Origin of the sequence: Ruegeria aquimaris (genome assembly GCF_025751555.1) — a bacterium.
In the GTDB taxonomy this organism is placed as follows: Bacteria; Pseudomonadota; Alphaproteobacteria; order Rhodobacterales; family Rhodobacteraceae; genus Ruegeria_B; species Ruegeria_B aquimaris.
Genome location: NZ_JAOWLB010000024.1, coordinates 1 through 16,997 on the forward strand (window position 1 = coordinate 1; position 16,997 = coordinate 16,997).

At 59.5% G+C, this 16,997-nt stretch carries 15 protein-coding genes; 10 read left to right on the forward strand and 5 right to left on the reverse strand.

Annotation, left to right across the window (positions count from 1 at the left end; translation table 11 throughout):
- Nucleotides 1–528: 528 nt before the first annotated feature.
- The 7 genes from OE747_RS21445 to OE747_RS21475 are packed head-to-tail and all read left to right on the forward strand — an operon-like array spanning nucleotide 529 to nucleotide 8,123.
- Nucleotides 529–1,239 (forward strand): ABC transporter ATP-binding protein, encoded by a 711-nt coding sequence (locus OE747_RS21445; RefSeq protein ID WP_263830510.1) that lies wholly within the window; start codon nucleotides 529–531, stop codon nucleotides 1,237–1,239.
- A gap of 25 nt (nucleotides 1,240–1,264) precedes the next feature.
- Nucleotides 1,265–3,241 carry an AMP-binding protein gene (locus OE747_RS21450; protein ID WP_263830511.1) on the forward strand — a complete coding sequence of 659 codons (1,977 nt, stop codon included), beginning with the start codon at nucleotides 1,265–1,267 and terminating at the stop codon, nucleotides 3,239–3,241.
- A gap of 15 nt (nucleotides 3,242–3,256) precedes the next feature.
- Nucleotides 3,257–4,141 carry a branched-chain amino acid ABC transporter permease gene (locus OE747_RS21455; RefSeq protein ID WP_027264391.1) on the forward strand — a complete coding sequence of 295 codons (885 nt, stop codon included), beginning with the start codon at nucleotides 3,257–3,259 and terminating at the stop codon, nucleotides 4,139–4,141.
- Nucleotides 4,142–4,144: 3 nt separating this feature from the next.
- Nucleotides 4,145–5,197 carry a branched-chain amino acid ABC transporter permease gene (locus tag OE747_RS21460; RefSeq protein ID WP_263830512.1) on the forward strand — a complete coding sequence of 351 codons (1,053 nt, stop codon included), beginning with the start codon at nucleotides 4,145–4,147 and terminating at the stop codon, nucleotides 5,195–5,197.
- A gap of 34 nt (nucleotides 5,198–5,231) precedes the next feature.
- Complete coding sequence (locus OE747_RS21465) at nucleotides 5,232–6,470, forward strand: ABC transporter substrate-binding protein (RefSeq protein WP_263830513.1); 1,239 nt, start codon at nucleotides 5,232–5,234, stop codon at nucleotides 6,468–6,470.
- 60 nt (nucleotides 6,471–6,530) lie between these two features.
- A complete protein-coding gene (locus OE747_RS21470; RefSeq protein WP_028288589.1) occupies nucleotides 6,531–7,322 on the forward strand; it encodes an ABC transporter ATP-binding protein in 792 nt (263 codons plus the stop codon).
- 12 nt (nucleotides 7,323–7,334) lie between these two features.
- Nucleotides 7,335–8,123, forward strand: coding sequence for an SDR family NAD(P)-dependent oxidoreductase (locus OE747_RS21475; protein ID WP_263830514.1), 789 nt, complete (start codon nucleotides 7,335–7,337; stop codon nucleotides 8,121–8,123).
- 22 nt (nucleotides 8,124–8,145) lie between these two features.
- Here OE747_RS21475 and OE747_RS21480 read toward each other — a convergent pair whose 3' ends face one another.
- Entirely contained in the window at nucleotides 8,146–9,249 is a 1,104-nt protein-coding gene (locus OE747_RS21480) for a CaiB/BaiF CoA transferase family protein (RefSeq protein WP_263830515.1), read from the reverse strand.
- Nucleotides 9,250–9,293: 44 nt separating this feature from the next.
- Between OE747_RS21480 and OE747_RS21485 the strand changes: the two genes are divergently transcribed.
- From OE747_RS21485 to OE747_RS21495, 3 genes are read left to right on the forward strand one after another with little or no spacing between them, the layout of a single operon-like run.
- On the forward strand, nucleotides 9,294–10,151 hold the full coding sequence (locus OE747_RS21485; RefSeq protein WP_263830516.1) for an enoyl-CoA hydratase/isomerase family protein: 858 nt from the start codon (nucleotides 9,294–9,296) through the stop codon (nucleotides 10,149–10,151).
- Between the two features lie 16 nt (nucleotides 10,152–10,167).
- Nucleotides 10,168–11,406 carry a thiolase family protein gene (locus OE747_RS21490; protein WP_263830517.1) on the forward strand — a complete coding sequence of 413 codons (1,239 nt, stop codon included), beginning with the start codon at nucleotides 10,168–10,170 and terminating at the stop codon, nucleotides 11,404–11,406.
- Between the two features lie 16 nt (nucleotides 11,407–11,422).
- A complete protein-coding gene (locus OE747_RS21495; protein ID WP_263830518.1) occupies nucleotides 11,423–12,589 on the forward strand; it encodes an acyl-CoA dehydrogenase family protein in 1,167 nt (388 codons plus the stop codon).
- Between the two features lie 92 nt (nucleotides 12,590–12,681).
- On the opposite strand, the gene OE747_RS21500 is transcribed toward OE747_RS21495, so the two are convergent.
- Genes OE747_RS21500 through OE747_RS21515 form a run of 4 tightly spaced genes read right to left on the reverse strand, consistent with a single transcriptional unit; the run spans nucleotide 12,682 to nucleotide 16,997 of the window.
- A complete protein-coding gene (locus OE747_RS21500) occupies nucleotides 12,682–13,875 on the reverse strand; it encodes a phenylacetate--CoA ligase family protein (RefSeq protein WP_263830519.1) in 1,194 nt (397 codons plus the stop codon).
- Between the two features lie 27 nt (nucleotides 13,876–13,902).
- Entirely contained in the window at nucleotides 13,903–14,712 is an 810-nt protein-coding gene (locus OE747_RS21505; protein ID WP_263830520.1) for an enoyl-CoA hydratase/isomerase family protein, read from the reverse strand.
- Nucleotides 14,713–14,739: 27 nt separating this feature from the next.
- A complete protein-coding gene (locus tag OE747_RS21510; RefSeq protein WP_263830521.1) occupies nucleotides 14,740–15,891 on the reverse strand; it encodes an acyl-CoA dehydrogenase family protein in 1,152 nt (383 codons plus the stop codon).
- Entirely contained in the window at nucleotides 15,888–16,997 is a 1,110-nt protein-coding gene (locus tag OE747_RS21515) for an acyl-CoA dehydrogenase family protein (protein WP_263830522.1), read from the reverse strand. The genes OE747_RS21510 and OE747_RS21515 overlap by 4 nt, the downstream gene beginning before the upstream one ends.

Genomic DNA, 16,997 nt, shown 5'->3' on the forward strand with positions numbered 1-16,997 from the left:
CCGGTTCGCAAACCAGGCTGCATCGAGCTCCTGCTCAAGGGAAACCCTTCCTCACTGCAGACTTTTTCAGCGGCCTGCTAAACACGTCACACCTTAGAATTGCTGCAAACCTGTCCGAAAAGGTGGGACCACTTCACCCTGCCCTGCAAATTGCAACTGCACAATGAAGGGACTGGCGCCTCCGGGACAGTCTGGTGTCAGGATCAAAACGGTCTTCGAAGCTTTTCCGCAGAGTACGCGGCTGTCTGATCGGTTTTCTTCGGTAGCGAATTTAGTCGTTGACCAAATTTTCTAACATTTGTTAGGGTCGTGGAGAGTCTTGGTAAATAAACCAGGCAAACCTCTGAATTAAGAGGTGGGAGGAGGATTAATGCGAGGAAAACTCGTAACCAACGAAAAACCGTGCGGTCAGGCTATGCGCGCCTCCATGAGGTGTAGGGGAAAAGCACGGGCCGCAACATGACCACGAATAACGGGCACGTATCCTCACCGCTTGCGGTGCGTGGTGCAACTTTGAAATTTGGCGGTGTGACCGCGCTCGACGATGTGAGCATCTCCGTGGCCGACGATGAATTGCTTGCAATTATCGGACCGAACGGAGCCGGAAAAACATCACTTCTGAACGTGACTGCGGGCTTCTACCGTCCGCAGAAGGGCCGTGTCGAATTGTCCGGAGAGGACGTGACCGGTCTGCGTGTTGACCAGATCGCCCGGCGCGGTCTGGCGCGGACGTTTCAGGGCACCCATCTTTTTGCCGGGCAGACGGTGGTGGAAAACATTATGATCGGCCGCCACATGCTGATGAAATCGAATGTAGTCCAGGCCTTTTTCCAGTTCGGTCCCGTGATGCGCGAGGAATCGGAACATCGTGAAGCCGCAGAGGAGATCATCGATTTTCTTGAGATCGAGGCAATCCGCAACCGGCCCGTGGGCACGTTGGGGTATGGGTTGCGCAAGCGTGTCGATCTGGGCCGTGCATTGGCGCAGGAACCGTCGATCCTGCTGATGGATGAACCGATGGCCGGCATGAACTCGGAAGAAAAAGAAGACCTGGCGCGCTTCATTCTCGATGTGCGCGAGGCGCGCAAGATTCCGGTGGTTCTGGTCGAGCACGACATGGGCGTCGTGATGGACCTTGCCGACCGGATCGTGGTGCTGGATTTCGGGCGGGTCATCGCCGAAGGCACCCCGGAAGAAATCCAGAAGGACCCGGCTGTCATAAAGGCATATCTGGGGTAGCGGCATGGTCAAACAACGGACAGCAATGGTCTTTTCGGACCCGGCAGTGACACATAGCGAAACCCTGCCGCAGGTTTTGCTCGCGCGAGCGACATCAACACCGACTAACCTCGCCGAACGGCACAAGCGCCTGGGCATTTGGCGTGAGTTCACCTGGGCCGATGTTCTTGACAGGGTTCGCGCCCTTGCTCTCGGGTTGGAGAACCTGGGCTTGTCGGTCGGCGAATCCGTCATGATGATCGGTGAAAACGAACCCGAACATTTCTGGGCTGAATATGCCGTCCAGTCGTTAGGCGGCAAAGTCCTGTCTGTCTATCCGGATCAAAACGCCGAAGAAATTCTCTATCTGGCCGAAGACTCGCAAACGCGGATTTTTCTGGCGCAGGATCAGGAGCAGGTCGATAAATGCATCGAGATCGCGGGCAAGTACTCGGGCGCCCTGGCGATCGTTTACTGGGACGATTCCGGCCTATGGGGCTATGATCATCCCCTGTTGCATTCCTTTGAAAGTGTGAGCGCGGCAGGACGTCAGATCCACGCCAAGGAACCCGCCAGATTTGAAGAACACGTAAAACGTGGACGGGCGGACGATACCGCCTTGCTGTCCTATACCTCGGGGACCACGGGAAAACCCAAGGGCGTTGTCATCAGCCATCGCTACCTGTTCGACAACTGCTCGCGGGTGATGGGGGCAATCGAAATCGCGCCGGGCACCGAATACCTGACGTACATTTCGCCTGCCTGGGTCACGGAACAGATTTTCGGCCTGTCGATCGGTTTGATCGCGCCCATGGCTGTAAATTTTCCCGAAGGCCCTGAAGACGTACTGACCAACATTCGCGAACTGGCGGTTGACGCACTGGTGTTCAGCCCGCGCCAGTGGGAAAACCTCGCCTCCATCGTTCAGGCCCGGATGCTGGGGGCGGGCAAAATCCGCAATGCGATGTACAACTGGGGCATGAAGGTCGGCCACGACGTTTATGTGGAACGGCTTGAAGGACGCAACCCCAGCCTTGCCGCGCGCCTGCAGCTTCCCTTTGCCGAAGCGCTGGTGCTGCATCACCTGCGCGACAATCTTGGCCTTGGTAAGGCCAAAAACGCCATGAGCGGCGGCGCCCTGATGGCGCCTGACGTCTTTCGTATGTTCCACGCTATGGGGGTCAAGCTGCGCAACGTGTATGGCGCGACCGAAATCGGCCTTCTGACCGCGCATGTCGGCGAAAGCTATCAGCTGGAAACCAGCGGCAGTTGGATGCAAAGCAACACGAACTACGGCGAACCTCTGGAATACAGGGTCTCGGACGAAGGGGAGCTTCAGGTGCGTGGCGGATCGGGCTTCGGTGGCTATCACGGCAAGCCCGAAAAGACCGCAGAGGAGCTGACCGAAGACGGTTGGTACAAGACCGGTGATGCGGTGTCGATGACCGACGACGGCGAGCTTTTGTTTTTTGACCGTGTCAAGGACATGCGCCGCCTGGCAAACGGTCACAGCTATCCGCCGCAGTTCATCGAAACGCGGTTGCGGTATAGCCCCTTCATCAAGGACCTCATGACATTGGGCGACGAACGCCGGAATTTCGTCAGCGCGCTTATCAATATCGATATGGAAGTTCTCGGGCGTTGGGCGGAAGAGAACAAGATCAGCTTCTCGACCTACACCGATCTGTCGCAGAAACCCGAGATCCTTGACCTTATAAAAGGCGAAGTGGCGCGCATCAATGCGCTCCTACCCGAAGGCTCGCGCGTGGCACGTTTTGCCAATTTTCCCAAGGAGCTCGACCCGGATGAAGGCGAGTTGACCCGCAGCCGAAAGCTGCGCCGGGCCTTTCTGGAGGAGCGGTATGCAAAGCTTGTCGAAGCGATCTATGGCGGCAAAGATCAAACCGAACTCGAAATCGCCGTGACTTATCAGGACGGCCGTCAGGGCGTGCTAAAGGCCACGGTTCGCGTATCGGACGTCGAAAACGCATCAATAGCCGCCAAGCGGCAGTCCAAATCTTAAAGGAGGTCGGCGAAAGTGGTTTACTTCATCAATGACATCATTACCGGGGCTTTGATCGGCCTTCTGTATTCGTTGGTGGCCATGGGCTTTGTCGTGATTTACCGCGCCAGTAAAGTGTTCAACTTCGCGCAGGGCGAACTTGTGATCATCGGCGGGTTCATCGTCTGGTTCACAACAATGCAGGCCGGGCTTAGCCTCTGGTTGTCGATACCGTTGTCGCTGGTTCTGGCCGGCCTGGTCGGCTATGCGATCGAACGGATTTTCCTGACAAAGCTGATCGGTGAATCGGTGTTCTCGATGGTCATGGTCACAGTTGGCCTGCTGATCCTGCTGCGCGGTCTTGTGCTCCTTGTGTTCGGTCCCGCGGTAAGACCCTTCCCGATCATTTTTCCGCTGAAACCGTTATTCCTCGGCGATATGTTGATCCCGATGAACCTCCTGATAGGTGGGATCATCACCATTGTCGCCGCCGTCGGCCTGTCGTGGTTCTTCAACCGGACCCGCTCCGGCCTGCGGATGACAGCGGTGGCGGAAGATCATGTCGTGGCCTCGTCTATGGGGATTTCGGTGAAAGGCTCGATTGCCTTTGCCTGGGTTCTCGGGGCAATCCTGTCCACAATTGGTGCGATGATCTTTCTCAGCGGCAAATCGCTGACATTTCTGGCGTCTGACATCGGGTTCGCGGCCCTGCCGGTGGCATTGTTCGCGGGTTTGGAATCCATCGGTGGGCTGATCCTGGCTGGCGTGATTATCGGCATCGTCCAGAGCCTGACAACCAACTATCTTGACCCGCTGATTGGAGGGTCACTGGGCAGCGTTGTCCCCTATATCATCATGCTTGCCATTCTGCTGATCCGACCGACCGGCCTGTTCGGCTGGCGCACAATCGAACGGGTGTAATCCATGGATCCTTCCGGCGTATTCCCGACAAGCTATCGCAGTGACAGACGTATTGTCCGCACACGCTGGCAGGCGCTTGCCCTCGTCCTGTTCATGGGTTTGCTTCTGGCGGCACCCTATCTGGTGAGCGGGCGCATAATCGCCATTCTGAACATGATGATGATCAGCGCCGTCATCGCCGTCGGGCTTCAGATCTGCACCGGCTATGCGGGCCAGATCAACCTGGGTCAGGCGGCGTTTATGGGGGTCGGCGCCTATACGGCCTCGATACTGGCCTCGAAGACCGGCCTTACGTTTCTGCTGACCATTCCACTGGCCGGGCTCTCGGCTGCGCTGTTCGGCTTTCTCTTTGGCCTGACCGCGGCGCGGATCAAAGGGTTCTATCTGGCACTGACCACCATTGCGGCCCAGTTCCTGTTCCACTTTGCCGTTTTGAACCTGCCGTCAACCTGGCTGGGTGGATCGAACGGTATCACCGTGCCCCCGGCCGAGCTTTTCGGGCTGCGATTTGTCAGCGAAACCGCGCAATTCTATATGAATTTCGCAGTCACCGCGATCATGGTCGCGGGCGCGTTCGGGATCGTCCGGTCACGCTTCGGCCGTGCCTTCGTGGCGGTCAGGGACGATGACGTGGCCGCGGGTATCATGGGGATCAATGTCGCGGCCACCAAGGCCAATGCCTTCCTGATCGGTGCTTTCTATGCGGGTGTCGGCGGGGCGCTGTGGGCCTATCTGATCCGCTTCGTGGGGGTGGACCAGTTCACCCTGTTTCACTCGATCTTCTTCGTGGCCATGATCATCGTTGGCGGGATGGGATCCATCGTGGGGGCTCTGGTCGGTGTCTTCGTCATTCGCATCATCCAGGAAATCATTGCCACTGTCGGACCCAATATTGCCGACTCGGTATCATTCCTTGGCGGTGACATCGTGTTCGCTGGCATGAATGTCGTTCTTGGCGGCGTAATCGCCTTGTTCATGATCCTCGAACCCAAGGGGCTGATGCACCGCTGGAACATCCTGAAGTCGTCTTACCGTATCTGGCCGTTTCCTTACTGAGAAATAGAGCGGCTCTAAACCTGGGAGGAAGAATATGACTTACCAATCGAAACGAGGTCTACGTGGCCTGCTGACAGCGGGTGCCCTGGCTGTTGCGGCAACCATGCCGTTGAAAGTGCAGGCCGAAGAGACCTATAATCTGGCCCTGCTGTCGGACTTCTCCGGCCCCTATGCCGACATCATGCCCATCCTGGCCGGCGGACGCGAGGCTGTGTTCACCTGGTGGAATGAAACCCGAGGCCGGGAACTCGGCGTCAAGCTGAACTACAAGAACTACGAAACCCGCTATGACGCGGCACAGGTGGCAAGTCTCTGGCCCGGGATCAAATCGGAACTGGACCCGATTGCGGTTGTCGGCCTCGGCGGGCCTGACGTGGCGGCCCTTTCCGAACGCCTGCCGGAAGATAAAATCCCGATGTTTATGGCCACAGCGGCCTACGGTTTTGCCTGGCAGCCGGATGCCTGGATTTTCAACCCACGTCCGACCTATTCGCACGAAAGTGTCGGCTTTCTGAACTGGATGCGAGAACAGCGCGGAGGAGACGAGCCGCTCAAGGTTGCGATCCTCGCCTCCGAAGCCTCGCCGGCCTATGTCGACATGGCAAAGGGCCTTGAACTCTATGCCGAAGAGCACCCCGAGGAGATCGACCTCGTCGAGGTCATCTATACCGAAGTTCAACCCACCGATCTGACGGGGCAAATGCGCCGCGTTGTACGGGCCGGGGCCGAGGCGCTGGTCATCCAAACAAACACCTCTATCGTGGTTGCCGCGAAACGTGGGCTGCAGGCCAACGGGGCGAACATCCCGATCATGATGAGTTCGCATAACGGGCTTCCAGCCTCGGGTGGCGCGCTTGGCGGGCTTGAGCAACTGGAGGGGGACTTTGAAGCCTACGGCATGGCGATTGCGGCCGATGAGGACACTCCCGCGCGACAATTCTACGAGACATTGGTTGCCGATTACGGGCTCGAAGCACCTTGGAACGTCGTGACCGCGATGGGCATCTCTCAGGGCCTCTATACCGTGACCGTGATCAATCACGCGATCGAGGCGAACGGCGCCGAGGGCCTGACCGGAGAGATGGTACGTGAGGCGCTTTTTGCCAAACCCATAACCACCGAAGAAACCCATGGGTTCCTGCCGACCTTGTCCTTTACTCCCGAAGCACCGTTCCCATTGCAAGGTCTCAAAGTGAATGTGGGCACCGTCAAAGATGGGAAAATCACCATCGAAGCAACTGGTGTCGATGTTCCGCACGTAGAAAAATGGTGAACTACTCCGGGCGCCGCGATAGCGGCGCCCGTCCTGATCCTAAGCCCGGGCAATATGACCATGCTGGAACTCAACAACGTAGAAGTGACATATTCCGACGTCATCCTGGCGCTCAAAGGCGTGTCCATGACAGTCCGTGCGGGACAATGTGTTGCTCTGCTCGGTGGCAATGGCGCAGGAAAAAGCACGACGCTTAAGGCCATCTCGGGAACGCTCAAATCCGAGGATGGAACCGTTTCGGCGGGGTCCATCGTTCTGGACGGAACCCCCATTCAGAACATGGAAGCCTCGGAAGTGGTGAAAAACGGTCTCATCCATGTGATGGAAGGCCGGCGCGTTTTGCGGCATCTGACGTCAGAGCAAAACCTGATCGTCGGCGGACACATGGTGCCCAACTCCGCCGAGCTGAAAAAGCGCCTGGACCATGTTTACACCTTGATGCCCCGGCTTGCGGACCTGCGCAACCGCACCTCTGGCTTCATGTCTGGTGGCGAACAACAACTGCTGCTGATCGGCCGGGCCATGATGGCCAGCCCCAAGATCATCGCGATCGACGAGCCGTCGTTGGGATTGGCCCCGATGATGATCCGGGATGTTTATGAAGTGCTCAAGCAGCTCAAGTCAGAAGGCACGACCTTCTTCCTGGTCGAACAGAACAGCGCCGCGGCGCTATCGATCGCCGACTATGCCTATGTGATGGAGAACGGCCGGATCGTGATGGACGGCCCTGCCGACAAGCTCGCTGACAACGAGGACATCAAGGAATTCTATCTCGGCGTCACCGCATCGGGCGAGCGCAAAAGCTATCGAGATATCAAACACTATCGCCGCCGCAAAAGGTGGCTAGGATAGAAAGGAACGAAGATGAGTAACCTGCTTTCCATCAAGGGCCGTACCGCATTTGTAACCGGAGCGGGGCAAGGCGTTGGTCGGCAAGTCGCGCTTTATCTGGCGGAACACGGAGCCGGTGCCATCGTTGTCAACGATTTTCACGCCGAACGGGCCGAAAGCGTTGCCGCGGAAGTGGAGGCAGCGGGTGCAAAGGCTCTGCCGCTCGCGTTCGACGTCTCGGATTTCGACGCGGTTGGCGCGGCGTTTGCCGAAACGCAGACAACATTTGGCGGCGTGGATATTCTGGTCAACAATGCGGGCAACGCCGGGCCGACATCGCGGCTCGATGACCTGGTTCCGTTTTGGGAATCCGATCCCGACGAATGGCGCCGCTGGATGGCCACCAATTTCGATGGGGTGCTGAACTGCACCCGCCATGCGATGCCGCTGATGGTCAAAGGCGGCTACGGACGCATCGTAACCGTCATCTCTGACGCAGGCCGCGTCGGCGAACCGCATCTGGCTGTGTACTCCGGTGCCAAGGCCGGTGCAGCAGGTTTCATACGCGCCATTGCAAAGGGCGGTGGCCGCTTTGGCATCACCGCAAATTGCGTCGCCCTGGGCGGCACCAGAACCCCGGCAGTCGCTGATCTGATCCCCGACGCCGAGACCGAAAAGCGGGCGTTGTCGCAATATGTGATCCGCCGCCTTGGCGAGCCGGAAGATCCTGCCGGCATGATCCTGTTTCTTTGCTCGGATGCCGCCGGCTGGATCACCGGACAGACCTATCCGGTGAATGGCGGGTATTCCTTTGCCTGCTAGCGCCAAATGCGGGGGGCGGACATCAATCGGAGCCGCCCGCAAAGACGCTGTCATTGTCGGCGCCGAGCTCCGGAGGCAGGCCCGAAATCTCGGTGTCAAAGCCGTCGAACTTCAACGGCTGGACCAGAAAGGTTTCGGTCTTGCCGCCGTCATGCGCGATCTTGCGCAGCAGCTGGCGCGCACGCACATGGGGGTCGTCCAGCGTTTCCACCAGGGAATTGACCGGGCCCCAAGGCACCCCCGCCTTGTCCAGAAGATCGCCCCATTCGGCGCGTGTCTTGCCGACCAGAACCGCCGCGATTTCTTCGCGCAGCGCGTCCTTGCGGGCGACACGGTCGCGGCCTTTCAATGGCGCAAGATCCGCCCTGTCGATCACATTGCAGAACGGTTTCCAGAACCAGTCCTCATGCGCGATGGACAATGTCATGAGCTTGCCGTCCTTGCAGGTGAACACGCCATAGCCCGGCTCGGCGATAAATTCGCCCAGCGGCGTGCCGTTAGCGGCCGGAACAAGAAAAGCGGTCAGCATCGAAACCACCGCGTCAGACATGGACACGTCCACGTAACGCCCCTGTCCCGTCCGCTGGCTGGACACCGCCGCCGACAATATAGCGATTGCAGCGAAAAGCGCCGCGCCGACATCGGCCAAGGGGATTGCCGGCACCGGGCCGGGCTGCGCTGCATCGGCCTGATCGGCCAGCAGGCCACCAACCCCTTCATAGCTCAGGTCATGGCCAGCCCTGTCACGATAGGGGCCGTCCTGCCCGTAACCCGAAATCGATACATAAACCAGCCGCGAGTTGACACTACGCATGTCCTCGAAACCGGCACCCAAGGCCGCAAGCTTGCCAGGGCGGAACCCTTCGACGATGACATCCGAATCCTTGGCCAGTTCGCGAAACCGTGCCAGCCCCTCGGCCGATTTCAGATCCAGCGCAACGCTGCGCTTGCCTCGGTTCAGTGCCCGGAACAGGGGCGGAAACTGACGGGCCGGATCGCCGACACCCGGACGTTCGATCATGATCACCTCGGCTCCCATGTCGGACAACAGCATTGTGGCATAGGGACCGGGAAACTGTTCGGCAAGGCTGAGAATTTTCAGGCCGGCCAGGGGTGCAGTGCTCATATCAATCTCCAGCTCTTTTGTTTTCCACGTGCGGGTCCGCCCGAGTGCAGCGCAAATCGCCGCAAAAGACAAGGCGAAAAACCAATAATATGTATAATTCTCAGGAGCTTAGAATGAGTGAAGCGGAGCAGACACTATTTGTCGAGCGTGTTGACAGAACCGAATGGATTAGCTTCCAGCGCACCGAGCAACTCAACGCCATGTCAACACAGATGTTGCGACAGATGGCGGCCGCGCTGGAATCTGCGCTGGCCGACGATGCAGTGCGTACAATTGTCCTGACCGGTTCTGGCCGGGCATTCTGCGCCGGTGCCGATCTGAAAGAAGTTGCTGGTGCCAAACATGCCCCGGGCGAGCCGGATCTACTTGATCTTGTCGATCACACGTTTGGACTTATGCGACATGGACCGAAACCGGTGATCGCCGCAGTGAACGGGCTGGCCATGGCGGGCGGCTTGGAAATGGTGATGGCCTGCGACCTGGTCTTTGCCGCCGAAAGCGCGCAGCTGGGCGACGCACATTCCAATTTCGGGGTCTTTCCCGGAGCAGGCGGCGCGGCAATCCTGCCGCGCAGGATTGGCCTGAACCGCGCAAAATACCTGCTGTTCTCGGGCGAGAACGTCTCGGCACAGGACATGATGGATTGGGGGCTCGTCAACAAGGTCGTCGCGGACGAAGACCTGCGCGAGGCGGTGCAGTCTTTTACCAACAGGCTGGCAGACAAAAGCCCGTCCGTCCTGCGCCGCATGAAGACCGTCGCCAATCGGTCGCTGGACGTGGACGAAACCGCCGCTCTTACCGAAGAGATGCTGAATCTGCGCGCGCACATGCGATCCTGGGACATGCACGAGGGTCTGTCGGCCTTTAATGAAAAACGAAAACCGCAGTTTCGCGGATACTAGGTCAGGAGGACAAACGATGCAGGACATTTACGTCGTTGGCGTCGGGATGACGCCGTTCGGAAAGTTTCGGGACAAAACCATCAAGGACATGACCGGCGAGGCCGTAGCTGCCGCTCTTTCTGATGCCGGAGTGACGGCTGATCGCATCGACGGTGCGTTCTTCTCGAACGCAGTGCAGGGCCACATGGAAGGCCAGCACATGATCCGGGGCGAGATAGTGCTACGCGAGATGGGCATTCAGGGCATTCCGGTGGTGAATGTCGAAAACGCCTGTGCCAGCGCCTCGACCGGGTTCAAGCTGGCGGTCGATTTCCTTAAGGCGGGCAATGGCGACTGCAGTCTCGCCGTGGGTGCCGAAAAGATGTATTCCGACGACCGTGCGTTGATGTTTTCGGCCTTCGACAGCGGCTGGGACGTCAGCAACGGCGAAGAGGTCGCGCAACGGCTGGCCGATCTGGGTGCAGGGGTCGAGGAACCCGAAGGATCGAAATCGCCCAAGCCCTACAGCGTGTTCATGGATGTCTACGCAGGCTTCGCCCGGCTGCACATGAAGACCTTTGGCACAACTCAGGAACAGTTCGCCGCCGTCGCCGCCAAGAACCATGTGCATTCCGTGCATAATCCACTGGCGCAATACCGAGAAGCCATGAGCGTCGATCAGGTATTGGCCGCGCCGCCGATCACCTATCCGCTGACCCTGCCGATGTGCGCCCCGATCTCGGACGGGGCCGCTGCGGCCGTTTTATGCACCGGCGAGGGGATAAAACGTCTGGGCCTCGATCCCGCCCGCGCCATCAAGGTCAAGGCCGCGATCCTGCGCTCGGGCACCGACCGTCCGCCGGAAGATTACAAGAACCACCTGACCCGGCTTGCCGCGCTTGAGGCCTATGAGCAGGCCGGGATCGGCCCCGAGGATATATCGGTGGCCGAAGTGCATGACGCCACGGCCGTGGGCGAAGTGATCCAGATCGAGAACCTCGGGTTTGTCGAATTCGGCGAGGGCGGTCCCGCCAGTCTGCGCGGCGAGACAAAGATCGGCGGACGCATTCCGGTGAACCCCTCGGGCGGGTTGGAATCCAAGGGCCACCCGGTCGGTGCCACAGGGATAGGGCAGGTTTTCGAACTGGTCACGCAACTGCGCGGCGAAGCTGGCGCGCGTCAGGTCGAAGGGGCAAAGAACGCCATCGCCGAAAACGGCGGGGGGTTGCACGGGGTAGAAGAAGCGGCCGCCTGCGTCACCATTCTTGGCCGCTGAAACAAGGAGACGAACCATGGAAAACGTGATCGCCGCCGCTCAGGCAATCTATACAGATGAGCAACGCATGTTGCTGGAAAACTTCCGCAAGATGGCCGAGGCAGAGTTCGCGCCGCTGGCCGAGAAATACGAGAACCTCGGCCACCCGCCCGATGCGAAAACCCTGAAGTCCCTGTTCGCCAAGGTCGAGGAATTCGGGCTGATCAGCGGCCTGATCCCCGAAGAGGACGGCGGTGCCGGAATCGACCGCATGACCTATGGCATTCTATACGAGGAACTGGCCCGGATATGGGCCGATCTGGCAATCGCGGTCCTGATCCAAGGTCACGCGGTGTTTGCGGTCAACCTGCTGGGCGACGCGGCGCAGAAAGAAGCCTATCTGAAGCCGCTCCTGCGCAGCGAACGCATCTGTGCCACCTGCATTTCCGAGCCGGAGGTCGGTTCCAACGTGCGCGAGGTCAAGACCCGTGCGGAACGCAAGGGGGACAAGATTTTCGTCACCGGACAGAAGCTCTGGATTTCCAATGGTGCGCAGTCGGACTTTGCCATCGTTGTCTGCAACCTGGACGACGGGGTTTCCATGGTCATCGTCGACCGCGACACTGGCAAATACGAAAGCCGTGAGTTGCGCAAGATGGGACTCGTCGGTGCATCGACCTGCGAATTGTTTTTCGACCGGGCCGAAACCACTGTCGAACATGTTCTCGGTAATGCAGGCGGGGGCCTGTTCCAGACTTTGAAGCTGTTTGAAAGCGCCCGCGTGTTTGTCGGCCTGACCAGCATTGGCATTGCCCAGGCAGCACTGGAATGTGCCGTCAAATATGCGCAGGAACGCGAACAGCACGGCAAGCCCATCGGCGGGCACCAGTTGATCCAGGGCTACCTGGCCGACATGGCCACGCACCTGGATGCAGCGCGCCTGTTGTGTCAGCGCGGCCTGCAGCTTCTGGATTTGGGCGTGCGGTGCGACACACAGACCTCGATGGCGAAATGGTATGCGACGGAAATGGCTGTCGAGATTGCCGGCAAGGCCGTCCAGATCCACGGCGGCAACGGCATCACCAAGGAGTTTCCCGTCGAACGGCACTTCCGCAATGCCAAGATCATGCCGATCCCGGACGGGACCACCGAGATCCAGAAACTGGTCATCGGGCGTAACCTGACCGGGCTGAACGCGTTCTGACGGTTGAACTGAGCTGAAATGAAATGAAATGGGAGCGGCCGGGAAATCCCGATCGCCCAGCATATGCGGGCATCATCCGGTTATGGCCAGGCTCAGCCGTCCTTATCGTTGACGATCAACTCGGCATTTTCCGGCAACTCCGCGACCACGCCCACCGCGTCGGCGCGGATTCTGGCCTGCAGTTTGAAGGCCTCGGCGGCGGCCTCTTCGGCAGCGGCCGTGTCGGCACCCTCATCCAGCACCAGCGAAAGCCGGATCATGTCGCGGTCGTTCTCGCGCGTCACAACGGCCTGTGCAGACTTGGCGCCGGGTGTCGCGATCACGACTTCCTCGATCACGCGGGGATAAACGAAGATCTCGCGCACCTTCACTGCCGCGCCCACCCGGCCCTGCAACGCGGACAAGCGGCCGACACTGCCATCTTCATTGCTTTCCAGAGCAAAGGCGCTGTCGCCGGTGCCGAACCGGATCATCGGCCAACTAGCATCGCGCGCAGTCACGACGACCTCGCCCGGCTGGCCGTGCGGCACTTGGTCACCGCTGACCGGATCGCAGATCTGCACCACGCGATCGGGATGCACCAGATACCCCTCGCCGCCATCCTCATAGGCCACAAGACCCAGATCGGCAGTCGCATAGGCGGCCCAGGTCGACACGCCGTACTCGGCTTCGATCCGGCGGCGCTTGGCCATCCAGTCGCCCATCTCTCCACCAAGGAAAGCGGTCTTCACCTTCCAGGCGTCGCGGCCGTAGGTTTCGATCACCCTATCCGCCAGCGTCAGGAAGAAGGCTGTCGAGGCGCAGATAGAGGTCACGCCGGTCTCTACGATGATCTGTGCCTGAAGCTCGGTATTGCCCACGCCACCGGGAATAACAGTCGCCCCGACCGATTGTGCCGCTTCGTCAAACAAAAGCCCCGCCGGTACCAGGTGATACATCCAGGTGTTCAGGATGATGTCCCCTGCTCCAACGCCGGCGGCCTTGAACAGCAGGTCCAGGCCGTGCCCGCCGCCCGAAAGCGCCGGTTCGAAGATCGGGCCGGGTGAAACATAAATTCTTCCGACAGCCTTCATGTCCGTGGCCAGAAACCCGCCGAAGGGCGGGTTGTCACGCTGGATTTTAAGAAGCTCTTCTTTCTTCATCACCGGCAGACGCGAAAGATCTGCCAAAGATGACACGTCTGCCGGATTGAACCCGGCAGACGTGAAACGTGATTTTAGGCCTGGGGCCTTTTCGGCTGCGGCAGCATAGGCTTGCGCTATGTCACGGTAGATATTCTTGGACATGACTATGCCTCCTCGGCCATTCGTGGATTAAAGCGGGCAATCCTTACGGAAGTTCGGCGCGCGCTTCTCGCGGTGCGACAGCACGCCCTCCTTGACGTCTTCGCTCATGAAGCCCAGCATTTCCAGCGCGGTCGAAGCATCAAAGATCGGTCCGGCCTGGCGCAGCCAGTTATTGAGGGAGTACTTGGTCCAGCGGATTGCGCTTTGCGAGCCATTGGCCAGCTCAACCGCCGTATCCAGGGCAATCTGTTGCAGTTCATCGTCTTCGACACACATCGACACAAGGCCAATACGTTCGGCTTCTTCGCCGGACACCGGCTTGCAGGTCATCAGGTAATATTTCGCCTTCGCCATCGAGGTCAGCAACGGCCAGATGATCGCTGCAACGTCACCTGCGGCGACACCCAGGCGCGGGTGGCCATCGACGATCTTGGCCCGTTTGGCTGCGATTGAGATGTCGGCCAGGATGCCCACGACAAGTCCTGCACCCGCTGCGGGGCCATTGATGGCCGAAATGATCGGCTTGTTGCAGTTGATGATGTTGTAGACGAGATCCTTGGCCTCTTTCCACGTCTTCATGATCTCGTGCGAATTACCGATCATGTTTTCGATCAAGCTGAAATCGCCGCCCGCCGAAAACGCTTTGCCGGCACCCGTTACGATCACGGCGTTGATGTCGGGGTCGCGGTCGATGTCGATCCACATATCCGTCATCTGAGTGTGCGTTTCGGCATCGACCGAGTTAAAGGTCTCGGGACGGTCGAACGTGATGCGCAGGACGCGATCCGCCGGGTAGTCGAATTTCAGCTTGTGGTATTTTGCATAGCGGTCCGACATGGGTCTTTTCCTCCGTAGGGTATGGGTTCAGCCAGGCAGTCCGAGGACGGCCTTGGACAGGATGTTGCGCTGGATCTCGTTCGATCCACCGTAGATCGTGGTCGGTCTGGCCTTGTAGAAGCTGGCCAGGACATCGACACTGACATTGCCGACCTGAAGCGGGCCGATAGAGCCGCCATCGGGCCCGGCCGCCTCGATCATCAGTTCGGTGATGCGTTGGAAGCACTCGGTCACCCAGATCTTGAGCATCGAGACATCCGCGCCCAGCGTCTCGCCCCGCTTGAGCTGATCCGCGAAACGCGCATAGAGTGCCGCGTGGTCCTCGACGTCAAGCGCGGCTTGCGCGAAACGATCACGGAACGCCGGATCGTCAAACGCTCCACGGCCCCGGGCGAAACTCTCAAGCTGACCCAAGGCATTCTGGGCAAGGTTCGGCGCACCGATGAAGATGCGTTCGAAACTCAGCAGCGCCTTGGCCATCGTCCAGCCCTTGTTCAGCTCACCCACGAGGTTCTCGCGCGGCGTGCGGGCATTGTCGAAGAAAACCTCGCAGAACTCGGTTTCACCAGACAAGGTTGTAATCGTCCGCACCTCGACGCCGGGCTGATCCATCGGCGCTAGCAGGAAACTTATACCTTGCTGCTTTTTCGGTGCGTCCGAATCCGTGCGCACAAGCATGAAGATGTGCGTGGCATCATGCGCCATGGTGGTCCAGATCTTCTGGCCATTGATGACGAAGTCGTCGCCGTCGAGCTCTGCGCGGGTACGCAGGTTGGCCAGATCGGATCCAGCCCCGGGCTCGGAATAGCCCTGACACCAGATGTCTTCGCAGCTGAGAATCCGCGGTAACCAATAGTCTTTTTGCGCCTGGGTGCCGAACTTGATGATCAACGGGCCGACCATCTGCACGCCCATGTCGCGCCCGCGATTGACGCCCCAGCGTTGTTGCTCCTCATAAAAAATCAACAGCTTGGCGGCGTTCAAGCCCATACCGCCATATTCGGCGGGCCATGCCGGGGCAACCCAACCCTTTGCGTGGAGCTTGCGGTGCCAATGCTCTATTTCCGCGAATTTCGGCCGATGCGGAAGGTGGCGCAGATTCTCAGGATATTCGGTCTCGAAGAATTCGCGGGCTTCCTTGCGGAACTCCGCATCACCCATGGCGTTCCAATCCGTCATTGTGCGGCTCCCTCCCCTTCGCGTGCGTCGAACCAAAGCCGTCTGTGATAAGCGTCGTCACCCAACCAGGCTGACAGAACCAGTGCCCGGTTCAGGTAAAGCCCGATGTCGAACTCGTCAGTATAGCCGACCGCCCCATGCAGCTGGATCGCATCGCGCGTGATTTTCTTGGCTGTTGTCACCGCGCGTGCCTTGGCCCGGCTGGCAAGCCGCGCCCGCACCTTAGGATCGGATTCGCTGTCCATAAGAGCCAGGGCTTCGCGCACCCCGGCCTGCGCGACCTCGCATGTCACATGCAGATCAACGGCACGGTGCTGAATGACCTGGAACGACCCGATGGGCTTGTCGAATTGCTCTCGGGTCTTGATGTACTCCAGCGCAGTCTCGAAGGCGCGCTCGCTCAGACCGACAAGTTCGGCGGCGGCAAGCGCTGCTGTATCATTGACTGCCTCATCAAGCGCGTCCGGGACCGCAACACCGCCAGCCATTTCCTCGGCCGGGGTTCCCGCAAAGGAAAGCTCGCCCATTGTGCTGCCGTCGGCCTGTGTGAGCTTTTCGACGGAAAGCCCGTCTGCTCCGGCCTCTACCATGACCAGAACCGGGCCGGTGTTTCCCTTCGCCAGAACAAGGAAACCCTGCGCTTCGGCCGCGCCGACAACCCAAGCCTTGTTGCCGGTCAGCTTGCCGTCCGCATAGCGGCAATTCTCCTCGGCGGGCCCGCCATTCGGGCCGCGTTCCTGCCAAGCCGTGGCAAGAACTGTATCGCCCCCAATGAGCCGTCCGATCATGTCGTGATCCGGACAAAGGCGACGCAGCAGGCCGAGGCTCAACCCGACAGTGGCCACCACAGGCTCCGGGGCAAGGACCCGGCCGACCTCCTCGGCGATGACGCCGCAGGCGGCCAAGCCCATGCCCAGCCCGCCGTTTTCCTCGGGCACGGCGACACCGAAAACTCCAGCTTCCGCAAGTTCCCGGATCATTTCGCCATCCCATCCGCCGCCGGAATCGCGCAGCTTTCTGGATCGACCAACGCCGCCGGCGCGGTCAAACAAGGTGCGAACGCTTTCGCGCAGCAAGCGTAGTTCTTCCTGATTTTCTGATTCCAT